The sequence below is a fragment of the Mesorhizobium sp. P2_D6 genome (assembly GCF_056404315.1).
Genome location: NZ_JBFUEG010000002.1, coordinates 558039 through 571171, shown reverse-complemented (window position 1 = coordinate 571171; position 13133 = coordinate 558039). Strand labels below are relative to the sequence as shown.

The 13133-nt window shown below is 60.2% G+C and carries 9 protein-coding genes and 1 pseudogene; 8 read left to right on the top strand and 2 right to left on the bottom strand.

Features of this window, described 5'->3' with window-relative positions; translation table 11 throughout:
• The first annotated feature begins 65 nt into the window (after positions 1-65).
• From AC1D1L_RS05895 to AC1D1L_RS05870, 6 genes are all read left to right on the top strand, one after another.
• A complete protein-coding gene (locus tag AC1D1L_RS05895) occupies positions 66-2735 on the top strand; it encodes a type I secretion system permease/ATPase (RefSeq protein ID WP_477339590.1) in 2670 nt (889 codons plus the stop codon).
• Positions 2722-4149, top strand: coding sequence for an HlyD family type I secretion periplasmic adaptor subunit (locus AC1D1L_RS05890; protein ID WP_477339588.1), 1428 nt, complete (start codon positions 2722-2724; stop codon positions 4147-4149). Before AC1D1L_RS05895 ends, AC1D1L_RS05890 begins: the two co-directional genes overlap by 14 nt.
• 180 nt (positions 4150-4329) lie before the next feature.
• A complete protein-coding gene (locus AC1D1L_RS05885; RefSeq protein ID WP_477339586.1) occupies positions 4330-5832 on the top strand; it encodes a phosphomannomutase/phosphoglucomutase in 1503 nt (500 codons plus the stop codon).
• Between the two features lie 13 nt (positions 5833-5845).
• Complete coding sequence (locus AC1D1L_RS05880) at positions 5846-8146, top strand: AGE family epimerase/isomerase (protein ID WP_477339584.1); 2301 nt, start codon at positions 5846-5848, stop codon at positions 8144-8146.
• Between the two features lie 264 nt (positions 8147-8410).
• Positions 8411-8692, top strand: coding sequence for a hypothetical protein (locus AC1D1L_RS05875; RefSeq protein ID WP_477313983.1), 282 nt, complete (start codon positions 8411-8413; stop codon positions 8690-8692).
• Between the two features lie 252 nt (positions 8693-8944).
• Positions 8945-9589 (top strand): Crp/Fnr family transcriptional regulator, encoded by a 645-nt coding sequence (locus AC1D1L_RS05870; RefSeq protein ID WP_477339582.1) that lies wholly within the window; start codon positions 8945-8947, stop codon positions 9587-9589.
• 197 nt (positions 9590-9786) lie between these two features.
• Here AC1D1L_RS05870 and AC1D1L_RS05865 read toward each other — a convergent pair.
• Both AC1D1L_RS05865 and AC1D1L_RS05860 read right to left on the bottom strand, forming a co-directional pair.
• Positions 9787-10002: pseudogene (locus AC1D1L_RS05865) on the bottom strand (methyltransferase family protein); the annotation flags it as partial.
• Positions 10003-10109: 107 nt separating this feature from the next.
• Positions 10110-10433: a hypothetical protein gene (locus AC1D1L_RS05860; RefSeq protein ID WP_477339580.1), complete on the bottom strand. Its 324-nt coding sequence runs from the start codon at positions 10431-10433 to the stop codon at positions 10110-10112.
• Positions 10434-11208: 775 nt separating this feature from the next.
• Between AC1D1L_RS05860 and AC1D1L_RS05855 the strand changes: the two genes are divergently transcribed.
• Positions 11209-12528, top strand: coding sequence for an epoxide hydrolase family protein (locus AC1D1L_RS05855; protein ID WP_477339578.1), 1320 nt, complete (start codon positions 11209-11211; stop codon positions 12526-12528).
• A 28-nt stretch (positions 12529-12556) separates the two neighbouring features.
• Positions 12557-12721 (top strand): hypothetical protein, encoded by a 165-nt coding sequence (locus AC1D1L_RS05850; protein ID WP_477339576.1) that lies wholly within the window; start codon positions 12557-12559, stop codon positions 12719-12721.
• Positions 12722-13133 lie beyond the last annotated feature (412 nt).

Genomic DNA, 13133 nt, shown 5'->3' with positions numbered 1-13133 from the left:
CAAGTTCGCGAATGCTGAGAAGGAACATCGAACGCGGACGTGTATCCGCGAAGGGTTAAGCCAGAATGGCGATGCAGAACGAGAATGCCCACGCCGCAGACCTTGGACTTCGAGCCCTGGCTCTGTTCCTGCGCTTTCATGGCGTAGACGCTAAGCCCGATCAGATCCGCGATCGCTGCGGTGGCGGCGATGCGATCGGCATCCGTGCGATGATTCGCTGCGCCCGCGGGCTCGGGCTGAAGGTCGGCTCGCGCAAGACAAACTGGAAGCAACTTGGGAGTGTCCGGCTCCCCGGCATCGCGTCGCTGCGGAATGGCGGGTTTCTGCTCCTTGGAAAGGTCAACGACAAGGCAGCGGTTGTGCTTGATCCAACCTGGTCCCGTCCCAAGCAGATCACGCGCGCTGAATTCGAAGCAATCTGGGATGGCCGTTTGATCTTGGTTGGACCACGGACTGTTGCAAATCGGGTGGTTGATGCATTCGTCAAAATCAGTGCCCGCGGGCGCGACCTGGCGCAAGGTGCGGGCAATGCCTTGATGCGCGCTCGCGATACCTTGATGCGTGCGCGTGTCGCCGATCGACGCGATCTGGCGCCTCAGGCGGCGAGCAACGATTCTGAGAATGACGACTCAGGGCTACTTGCCCTGGCGATATTGCTACATTGCCATGGTATCGCGGCCGATCCGGGTCAAATTCGCCACCGGATGGGCGCGGCGCGCGCAGGTGTCACTGAAATCCTGCGCTGTGCAAGGGATTTCGGGCTCAAGGCTAAGGTACAGAGGACGAACTGGGATCGGCTCGCGGTTACTCCGCTGCCGGGGATCGCCGTGCTACGGGACGGTGGATTCCTGATCCTTGGCAAAGTCCTCGACGACAAACTCATCGTTCAGCGCCCGTCGTCACCGCAACCCTATTCATTGACGCAGGAGGAACTCGAGGCCATCTGGGACGGCGACATCATCCTGATGACACGGCGCGCGGCCCTGACGGATCTCTCTCGGCGATTCGATATCAGCTGGTTTCTCGGCGCGGTCCACAAGTATCGCCATCTTCTCGGCGAGGTGCTGATCGCATCGTTCTTCCTTCAGATATTTGCCGTCATCTCACCGCTGTTTTTCCAGGTGGTCATCGACAAGGTGCTTGTGCATCGAAGCATGAGCACGCTCGACGTTCTGGTCTCTGGTCTGGTCGCGCTGACCGTTTTCGAAGCTATTCTCGGCACGCTGCGCGTCTATCTGTTCGCGCATACGACGAACCGCATCGACGTCGAGCTCGGCGCCCGGCTGTTTCGTCACTTGATGGCGTTGCCGATCGCATATTTCCAGACACGCCGCGTCGGGGATTCAGTCGCACGCGTTCGCGAGCTCGAGAATATCCGCCAGTTCCTGACGAGCTCGGCGCTCACGCTTGTCATCGATCTCGTCTTCACCGTCGTTTTCCTTGTGGTGATGTTCTATTACACGACGTTCTTGACGCTGATCGTTCTGGCGTCGTTCCCATTCTACATCTGCATTTCTGCGGGAGCTGCACCGCTGTTTCGCCGGCGCCTTGATGAGAAGTTCGATCGCGGCTCGGAGAACCAAGCTTTCCTGGTCGAGACCGTCACGGGCGTCGAGACGCTGAAGGCCATGGCGGTCGAGCCGCAGATGCAGCGCCGCTGGGAGGAGCAGCTCGCCGCCTATGTCACCGCAAGCTTCCGCGTGCTCAGCCTGAACAATACGGCGAGCCAGGCGGTGCAGATGATCAACAAGCTGGTCGTCGCCGCAACCCTCTACTTCGGTGCCAGGCTCGTGATCGGCGGCGACCTGACCGTCGGCGGGCTCGTCGCATTCAATATGCTGGCGTCACGAGTGAGCATGCCGGTGCTGCGGCTCGCGCAGATCTGGCAGGATTTCCATCAGGCCCGCCTGTCGATCGACCGTCTCGGCGACATACTCAACACCATTCCCGAGCCAAGCTTCAATCCCGGCCGAGCCGCACTGCCGACGATCCGCGGGCAGGTGACATTCGAGCATGCGACTTTCCGCTACCGCATCGATGGCCCCGAGGTACTGCACGACGTGTCGTTCAGCGTCGAGCCCGGTCAGGTCATCGGTATCGTGGGCTCCTCGGGCTCAGGCAAGAGCACCGTCGCCAAGCTGATACAGCGGCTCTATGTGCCGGAGAGTGGGCGGGTGCTGGTCGATGGCGTCGACCTAGCAATGGTCGATCTAACCTGGCTTCGACGCCAGATTGGCGTTGTCTTGCAGGATAACGTGCTCTTCAACCGCTCCATTCGCGAGAACATCGCCCTCGCCGATCCGGCTATGCCCATGGAGCGCGTCATTGCGGCGGCATCGCTCGCCGGCGCTCACGATTTCATCCTGGAGTTGCCTGAGGGCTATGACACCATCGTGGGCGAACGCGGCAGCAGTCTTTCCGGTGGGCAGCGCCAACGCGTCGCAATCGCTCGCGCACTCATTACCGATCCGCGCATCCTCATCCTCGACGAGGCGACCAGCGCCCTGGATTACGAAAGCGAGCGCGCCATTCAGCAAAACATGAAACGAATTTCTGCCGGCCGAACCGTCTTCGTCATCGCTCATCGGCTCTCGACCGTGCGCCACGCGAACCGGATCATCACGATCGAGCATGGCCGTATCGTCGAGGACGGTACCCATGATGACCTAATCCGCTCGAACGGGCGTTACGCAAACCTCCACTATCTACAAGCCGGCATCCATGAAGTCCGCTAATCGAAATGTCGTCGAGTTTCCCAGAGCCCAGCTTCGGCGCCGCGAGCACGAAATTGCGTTCCTGCCGGCGGCGCTCGAAATCACTGAATCGCCGCCGTCACCGATCGGGCGCGCGATCGGGGCGAGTATCATTGCGGTCTTCTGCTTCGCCCTGGTGTGGGCGTCGCTGGGCACCGTCGATATCGTGGCAACCGCGACGGGCAAGATCGTGCCAGACGGGCGCACCAAGCTGATCCAGCCGTTGGAGTCGGGCGTTGTACGCGCTATCAACGTACGCGATGGACAGAGCGTGAAGGCTGGCGACGTTCTGATCGAGCTCGATCCGACCATGACGGAAGCCGACCAGGAGCGCCAGAAAAGCGAACTTCTTTCGGCCGAACTCGACGTCGCACGGCTGCGCGCGGCGCTCGCGGAGGATCCGCTTGCTGCTTTCCAGCCGCCGCAGAGGGCGAGCGCCGCGGAGCTCGAGATGCATCGTCAGTTTCTGATCAGTCAGCTCGCCGAACAGGACGCCAAGCTCGCCGAGATCGATCGCCAGCGAAATCAGAAGGAAGCAGAACGATCGACCACTTTGGCAAGCGGCGCGAAGCTCCAGGCGACGATACCGGTGCTGCAGGAGCGAGTCGACATTCGCAAGAAGCTCCTCGACGAGGCACTTTCTTCGAAGGTCGTCTATCTCTCCGAGTATCAGGAGCTGGTCGGCCTTCAGCAGGATCTCAAACTTGAGCAGGGCCGCCTGCGCGAAGCCGATGCGGCCATCGCGCTGCTAAAGGAAACGAGGGAAAGAACCGCCGCGGAGTATCGGCGCGCGACCTATGACGCACTCGCCAAAGCCGAGCAGAAGGCTGCGAGCGCTGAGCAGGAGGTGATCAAGGCAGAGCGGCTCACGAAGCTCCAACAATTGACCGCGCCGGTCGATGGCGTCGTGCAACAACTCGCCGTTCATACGGTGGGGGGCGTGGTGACGCCTGCTCAGGCACTGGCCGTAGTGGTTCCGAGTGAGAGTCATCTCGAGATCGAGGCCATGCTCTCCAACCGAGATATCGGATTCGTCCATCCGGGACAGAAGACTGAAATCAAGGTCGATACATTCAATTTCACCCGCTACGGGCTTCTTCATGGAGAAGTGCTCAGTGTTTCATCGGACGCCATAACTCGCGACAGGCAACAGAGCGCGTCGAACGACCCTGCGTCGGGCGTATCGCAGAGCGAAAGTGAGCCGAGAGGTCAGGAACTGGAATATGCCGCACGCGTTTCACTTGACCGTACGGACATGCAGGTGGATGACAAACTCGTCAAGCTCGGTCCCGGCATGGCGGTGACAGTCGAGATCAAGACTGGCACGCGCAGTATCATCGGCTATTTTCTCTCGCCGCTGGCGAAATATAAGCAGGAAGCGCTACGAGAGCGGTAAAAGCCGGCTTCCAGCCGACGAATTTCGTCCTCCCGTTGTCAACTCAAGAGCGCGGGGTGTGTTCCTATTGGATGAGTGGGCGCGAACCAGGGCGTTAGGGCTACCCCCAATTCGTCAAGGGGCCCGCGTCCGGGGCGTGCTACGACTGTTCCGCGCAATTGCAGAGCGGAAACCGCGACCGTGAACATAGTCGGCCAAGCCACGCCAAACACATTCACCTTCGAAACCAGTGCTCTCATCAAAGCCACTGGCTTCCGGGAATACGACGCGCGCTGGTGGTTCGGGCACAAAGAACCCGAACTCAACCTGATGGGCGTGCAGGCGATCGGCATGGGGCTCGGCACCTTGATTCGCCGAATGGGTGTCGGCCCGGACATCGTCACCGGCCACGACTTCCGTAATTATTCGATGGCCATCAAGATGGCACTGGTCTCCGGCCTGATGGCGGCCGGCGCGCGCGTCAAAGACATCGGTTTGGCACTTTCTCCCACAGCCTACTTCGCCCAGTTCGCACTCGACGTTCCGTCGGTGGCCATGGTGACGGCCTCCCACAACGAGAACGGCTGGACCGGAGTGAAGATGGGGGCGCAAAGGCCTCTGACATTCGGCCCAGAGGAGATGACAGCTTTGAAAGCGCTCGTGCTGGACGGCGATTTCGATCTCGTAGGCGGGGGAAGCTATGAACTCGTGCCGGGATTTCGCGAGAGATACATCGAAGACCTGACAGCCGGGAAGAACGTCGGCCGAAAGCTGAGGGTGGTGGCTGCCTGCGGCAACGGCACCGCGGGCGCTTTTGCGCCGCAGGTGCTGCAACGCATCGGCTGCGAAGTGATCCCGCTGGACGTAGAGCTCGACCACACCTTTCCGCACTACAACCCCAATCCCGAAGACATGCAGATGCTGCATGCGATCCGGGACAAGGTTCTAGAGACGGGTGCCGATCTCGGGCTCGGCTTCGACGGCGACGGCGACCGCTGCGGGGTGGTCGACAACGAGGGTAACGAGATTTTCGCCGACAAGGTCGGCGTCATGCTGGCGCGAGACATTTCCGGGCTGCATCCGAAATCCGTCTTCGTGGTGGACGTCAAGTCGACGGGACTTTTCATGACGGATCCCGTTCTCGCGCAAAACGGTGCAAGGACGGATTACTGGAAGACTGGGCATTCCTACATCAAGAGGCGCGTCGCTGAACTCAATGCAATCGCTGGTTTCGAGAAGTCGGGTCATTTCTTCTTCAACCCACCGATCGGACGCGGCTACGACGACGGGCTGCTCACCGCGATCGCCGTCTGCGAGATGCTCGACCGTAACCCGGGTAAGACACTCGCGGACCTTTACCGCGATCTGCCGCTGACCTTCGGCACCCCAACGATGTCACCCCACTGCCCCGACGAGGTGAAATACGGGGTGGTCGCGAAAGTTGTCGGGGAATTCACAAAAATGAAGGGGGATGGGATCGAATTCGCCGGCCAACCGCTGGCCAATCTCCTCACAGTGAATGGAGTGCGTGTCGTTGCCCAGGACGGCACGTGGGGTCTGGTGAGGGCCTCGTCGAACAAACCGGAAATTGTCGTCGTGGTGGAAAGCCCTGTCTCGTCGGAGCGACGTCGCGAGATGTTCGAGGCTCTCGATGCCGTGCTGCGCCACAATCCAGAGGTCGGAACCTACAATCAGACATTCTGAGAGGAACTGGACCATGCCGGACCGGATCGTAAGTTTTGTCATGAGCGGGGGCGTCGGCTCACGGCTGTGGCCGCTCTCGCGCGAAGACAATCCCAAGCAATTCCACGACCTTTCGGGCGACGGCTCCATGCTTGCAAAGACTGTTCGACGCCTCAAGGCGCGGCCGGACGGTGAGACGCCGATCTACCTGATAGCTTCCGAACGGCATGCCGACCGCGTTATTTCGGACATCAGTCCGCTCGGCCTGAACGGCGGCAGACCGATTTTCGAGCCCGTCGGCCGCAATACCGCCGCCGCGGTCGCCATAGCCACCTTGCAGACGATCTTCCAGCATGGCGGCGACGCGCTTGTGCTCGTGATCCCCTCCGACCATGAGATATCGACCGAGACGCAATTCTGGGAAACCGTCGAGGCGGGTATGCCTGCCGCCGATTCAGGAAGCATCGTCGTATTCGGCATCAAGCCGACACATCCCGAAACCGGGTACGGTTACATCGAGGTTTCGGAGAACGGTGGTGGAGTTGCCGCCGTTTCGCGTTTTGTCGAAAAACCCAATGCCGAGACAGCCGGCCAATATGTGTCTTCGGGAAGATTCTACTGGAATGCCGGCATCTTCCTGTTTCGCGCCGACACGATGCGGCAAGCATTCCTCGACCTCCGACCCGACATCTGGGAAAGCGCGGAACGGGCCTACAAGACCGCACGGACCGACGTCTCAGGGATCTACCTGCCCCAGGGCTTCTACTCGGCTGTCCCTTCGACATCGATCGACTACGCAGTCATGGAGCGCGCACGCGGCATCGCGATGGTTACGGCCTCCTTCCGCTGGAACGACCTCGGATCGTGGCAATCGCTGCTCGAAGCCAGCCCGACGGACCGCGACGGCAACGTCGTAATGGGCGACGTCGTCGCTATGGATTGCGGCAGCTCCTACCTCAGAAGCCAGGGCAGGCTGCTCACCGTCATCGGGATGAAGGATGTGGCGGTGGTGGCGACGCCGGACGCGGTATTCGTCGCTCCCGTCAGCCACAGCCAGAACGTGAAGAAAGTCGTCGAACAGTTGGAGAAGAGCGGACGCCTCGAGACGAAGTTCACCGCGTCGGAAGACCGGGTCGTTGTCAGCGGCTCATGGCGCAAGCGCGTCGAGCACTGGCTCTTCGAGGAGACCCTGCCGCTGTGGTCCACTGCAGGTGTCGACGATGTGTACGGTGGCTTCCACGAGGCGCTCGATTTCGATGCAAGGCCGTTAGGCAAACCCAAGCGCATGCGGACGATGGCTCGCCAGATCTACGCTTTCGCGGTGGCCAAGGAACGCGGCTGGGACGGACCTGCCGACAAGCTGATCGACCACGGCATCGACTTCATCGCGAAATACGGCCGGACCGACCGCGGCGGCTGGGTGCGCACGCTGAATGCAAACGGCAGCGTGGCTGACCGGGCGGAGGACGCTTACGACCATTCCTGCGTGCTCCTGGCACTTGCCCATGCTCACCGATGTGGCCATCACGAAGCCCTGCGGCTTGCACAAGAGACATTCCAATTCATCGACGTCCATCTTGAAGACGACAGCCTGAACGGTTTCCTCGAGACCCCGGGCTGGAAGGGGGTGCGGTTCTCGAACCCGCACATGCATATGCTGGAATCCTTCCTTGCCTGGCATAGCGTCACCGGCGACCGTGCATATCTGCGTCGAGCGGCACGCGTCATCGATCTCTTCCGGTGCCATTTCTTCGACCAGGAAAGCTGGACGCTTGGGGAACATTTCGACGTCGATTGGCTGCCATTGCCGGGTGACAAGGGACAGTGGACCGAACCGGGGCACCATTTCGAATGGGCCTCGCTTCTCGTCGATTTCGCGCGAGCGAGCGGGCAGAAGGACTTGGCAGCCTACGCAAGGAAGCTCTATTCGTCGGCGGTCGCCAGCGGCTTGAACCGGGCCACCGGTCTGGCATATGCGGCCGTGTCGCGGCAAGGATTGCCTCTCGACCGGCTCTCCCGCAGCTGGCCGCAATGCGAGGCCGTCAAGGCGGCAGTCGCCCTGGACGGCATTGGCGGACCGGATCTGAAACCCGAGATCGAAGCTCGTGTCGCCCGCCTCTTCCGATGGCATATCGATCCGGCACCGCTTGGCTTGTGGGTCGACAGGATTGACGAGCGCGGAAGGTCATTGGCGACGGAGGTCCCCGCGAGCATCTTCTACCACCTGGTGACGGCGTTGATGCAGTATCTGGACAAGACTGGAGGACAGGTCGAACCTTTCCCGCTGCCTGCTTTGGATAGGGGCGAGACGGTTCCGAAGCAGATTTACGGCTGACCGGAACTGGGCTGCTTTACTCGACGGCGGAATCCCACGCCGGCTGTGACGGCGGTGATGCTCCAAGGGGTAGGGAAGTAGTAGCTACGGCGAATTCGGTATCCCCTGCCCCTGTGTCGCGGCTGCGAACCGGGATAGTATGGTTATAAGAAATGCCTAAAAGAGAGCGTCGAACGCCCCCAATCCTGGAACTCTGGTCAACTCATCGAGGCGTCGTATTTTTGAGCCTGTGAACCTTCTTGTCCGAACGGTTGAGACGCAACTATGGCAAAAAAAAAATCGCGTGCCAGACCCAGCGGTGATCTCCTGAAACTGCTTGCTACCAGGCCGAGAGCGGTTGCGCTTGCTGCGCTGCACGTGAGTGAATCCGTGCTGCTGGAACTCGAGGCATCCCATCTGTTGTCAGCAGCAGAGATCAGAGGATTGCTCAAGGACGCGTCAACGACGCTACGCAATGCCGCCGATCAAGTGGACAACCGCAGCTGTGCCGTTGCCAGCGAAATAGTCGAGTCCATGCGGGAAAATTTCAAGAGAAACAAAGCCTGACAGTGCCCGGAACGATTTCAAATCGTGGCTTCGGCAAGCAAGCGGAACCTGCCCACTGCAACGAAAAGTGGCGGTCACGACACATTGCACTCGAAAGTTACCGTTGAACGGATACTCATCGCATCAAATCTGATGTACATACTATCGAGGGGAAAGGAAATTTGGGCGGGGTTCTAAATGACGTATGCTTCACATCCACCTTTGCGCGGAAGTGAAAATCGTCCAACGTACGTCGGACTCAACGACGACGATATGGCACTTATCAAGGCACTGGGGTTCACGCCGAAGCGCTACCCAGCGGAGACGGTCATCGTCAGTCAGGGCGAGGCCAGCGATCGCGTATTCATAGTCGAGTCGGGCTGGGGTTGCATTTCTCATGAGCTCGCGGGCGGGCAGCGGCAAATTCTGGATTTTGCCCTGAGAGGCGATATCGTCCTGCCTCAGTCATACCCGGGCAGCGCTCTTGAAACGTTTGTGGCTCAAACCGAGCTTTTGGTGTTGGTGGCTTCGACCAAGACATTTACCCTTGCTGCCATGAAGTCGCCCGACCTCTTCTCCCTTATTCTCGAAACCCTCGTGCGCCACGGAGCGGTTATCGCTCAACATCTCACCAATGTAGGACGACGCAGCGCCTTGGCGCGGACGGCGCATCTGTTCCTCGAACTCAGGGCGCGTTTGGAACGAATCGGCTCTGTCACCCGCAACAGCTATGAATGCCCCCTCACCCAGTACGATCTCGCAGACGCTCTCGGCCTCACTCCGATTCATGTCAATCGGATGTTGCGGGAATTGCGCGAGCGCAAGTTGCTCGAATTCCGCCAAGGCCATGTTCGCGTGCTCGATCAACCGGGCCTGACGAAGTTTGCTGGATTCGAGCACGAATATATCGAAAGTTGAGGCATATCGACCTCGGCGCCTGAAGTTTCTCCTCTCCCGACTTGCAAGGTACCGGCTAACAACCTTGATGCTCGAGGCCCGCCCGTGCTCTGCCAATCTGCGGGCGAGTTGAAGCAGCGGCGATCCGCAAAATCTCGAGGATAAGGCCCGTCGCTTAAATCAGAGTGCGCGATGACCGCCACTGCAGCCAGCCTGCCTCTTCGGGGGACGAGCATTCCGACTTGCCGGCGGTAGTTTCGGTACCTGTCGCCAAAGAGGGCGACGAGATCCCGCTCCTCGAGGAAGATCCCGAGCAGGATGTAGCCTGTCGTGGCCACTGAGAACAGCAGATGCCCCGCCGTCATTGACGGTGTTGCCCAAAAGCTCATGAGAAAGCCGAGATAGATCGGATGGCGGACCCATTTGTAGAACAGGTGTCAAACGGCTTCCAAAACTGATGTCGCTTGGCACTTAATTGTAAGAATGCGCCGGTTAGGCCCAAGCTTGGCACCTAATTGTGAGAATCATTGCTGCAAGATTCTCAAATTAAGTGCATCTGCGATGGAGCTTTCCACTTACGACCTCGGGCTATCATGTTCTCGGTGGCGTCAGTGAACCGGACCCAGTTGTCACCCATCATGTGCCCACGCAGCACCCGGAGCACCTCCGGTCCGGCACGCTCGACGATGGCAACGCCGGCGAGCAGCGCCAGCCGCAGGTGGAGCGGCAGGGTCCGCTTTGCAGGTGTGGGCAGGTTCTCCTGTCGCTCGGCGATGACATGGTCGAGATCGGGGATGACTGCGCCGAGCACCCGGAAGCGCCAGAGGTCGTGCTCGCGGGGTACAGGCGTTGGAACGCGTCGCATCAGGAGAAGCCGAGCAATGTCGGCTGGCGATGTCCAGGTTCCCATACCCCGTTCGGCTTCATCATCGAGCAGCCGTTCGCCATGAACCGCCGCAACGCGATGTTGCCGGAAAGGGGAGGCGAGTTCGCGAGAGCGCGCCAGCGCGCTGCAGCGCTTTGGATCGTTTGCGAGGACGTATATTCTCGCATGGGGTGTCTCCCTGAAACCGTTCTGAACTGCTCCAACGGAGAACTATTAACAACAGATCAAGTCCGGCACGCTATTATGCCGCCGTATGAAATGGGCACCCTTTCGGACACAGCCACTGACCGGAATCGATAACAGAGACGTCTATTAGGGTTGGACGACGGGCGACACCCTGCAGGTCGAACTCCGGTAGTATCGTGCCAGCGAGGTCGCCGAAGGTCCCACACGCAGATGAAAGCCCAAACGGGGCCAAAGAGACGTGCCGCTAGACCAGCTCGAAGGCGCTAAAGTGCATCAACGTTTCGAGCCGATCCAGCTTTGATACATCCGAAGTGCGATCCTCACCCTGCGCAGTCGTGCGCCCTCGGGGGTTGACCAGCGCTTCGCACCACTCCGTTGGTACAACTTGTTGCGTGCGAAGCCGCTCCCTCAGACGCGACTAAAATTCCGCAGACTGTCATGGAGTTCCGTAACCCACCAAAACCATGGTATGCTCCACACCATAGTGCAATAGATTTGCCTCGGCCGGCGGTTGATCTGTGTGTCCCGTTCGATCCGGTTTGGATTTGGCTGATACAGCAGAGGTCGCATGGTAAAGACTAATCCGCTTGAGACTGTCGACGTCGATCGTCGTCGTCTTCTGAAGACGACCGCAACGGGGATTGCCGTTGCCGGTGCGGCCAGCTGGCTTCCCACAAATTCGGCATTTGCGGCGAACCGGGATGACATCCAGCCCTTCAAAGTCGAAATCCCGGACGAGCAACTCGTCGACCTCCGCCGGCGCCTCGCGGCGGCACATTGGCCCACCAAGGAACTCGTCGAGGATCGGTCGCAGGGAGTGCAACTGGCGACGCTACGGGAGCTCGTCCGCTACTGGACGACCGAGTACGACTGGCGCGCGTGCGAGGCGCGACTGAACGCACTGCCGCAGTTCACGACCGAGATCGACGGGGTGAATATCCACTTTTTCCACGTCAGGTCCCGGCATGAGAACGCGTTGCCGCTGATTATGACACACGGCTGGCCCGGCTCGGTCATCGAACTCCTCGAGACCGTAGGTCCCCTGACCGACCCGACCTCGCACGGTGGCGCCCCGGAGGACGCATTCCACCTTGTGCTGCCGTCTTTACCTGGCTACGGCTTCTCCGGCGAGCCGACCGAGCTTGGCTGGAACTCCGGCCGCATCGCACGCGCATGGGCGGAGCTGATGGATCGCCTCAGCTACAAGCGCTACGTGGCCCAGGGGGGCGACGTTGGCGCCTCCGTCACGGATGCGATGGGTCGCCAAGCGCCCGATGGTTTGCTCGGCATCCACCTCAACTTGCTCTCCGGGGTGATCGGTATCAAGGACAAACTGCCGGCGGTGTCCGCGCAGGAACGCGCGGCGCACGACAAGCTCAACATGTTCGCGGCTGATGGCTACGGCTACTTCCTGGAGCAGTCCACTCGGCCGCAGACGATCGGCTACTCGCTGCTGGATTCACCCATCGGGCTGGCAGCCTGGATGCTCGACCACGACACCGACAGCTACTACAAGATCTCCCGCGCGTTCGTCGACCGCAAGCCAGTGGGCAATCTCACACGGAACAATATCGTCGATAACATCACCCTGTACTGGCTGACCGGCACCGGCGCCTCGGCTGCCCGCTGGTACTGGGAATTGGGCCGGGTCCTGACCGCAGCCCGTGAGACAGGTAAGGCTCCTCCAGCAGTCTCGGTTCCGGTCGGCTTTACGACGTTCCCCGGCGAGATCTGGGCTGCCCCGCGCAGCTGGGTCGAGACGGTCTACCCCAACCTCGCCTACTTCAATGCGGTCGACAGGGGCGGCCACTTCGCCGCTTGGGAGGAGCCTGAGCTCTTCTCTACCGAACTCCGAGCCGCCTTCAGATTACTTCGGCCCGCACGCTGAGCGATCGGCCTCCGCTGCGAGGGCCATCATGGAAGCGATGGGACACTCCTCCATGGCAGTCACTGACGAGTACGTGCGCGACTGCGACGCCAACAAGAAGCGCATCGCCGTAGATATCGCGAGAGCGATCAACCAGCGCGAACAAAGGCGCGATCAAATGAAGCGCCAGACAAATTTGCGGATCGTCCTATGATGGGAATCTCAAGAGCAAATCCTGGCCGACATGTAGGCGTCAGAACTCGCCGTGGGCCCAGCGTGGGCCTTCGCGCAATTTATGCAATAAAATCAAAGGTTATGGTGGGCCCGGAGGGAAAACAACCAAGTCTCCGGAACCGCAACAATATCAAAGACTTAAATGTCCGCGTTGGAGTCAATGTTGGAACCCACTCGCCACTGCAATCGCAAAGGCTAATCCGGCGTGAAAGGGTTCGCCTTAAGCGCCTTTGCTGATTCTGGCGACCTCGCGCGAGGGGCCTGGGCTACCTACCGCCTCGCGGTCAGAGCCCGCCAGCAAGCCGAGATTGGGTTTGCCGCACTTGTTTTGCTCTTCCCAATTGGGTGAACGAAGCGCAGGATTGGCTATCGTCCACTTGGGAACCTTGCGT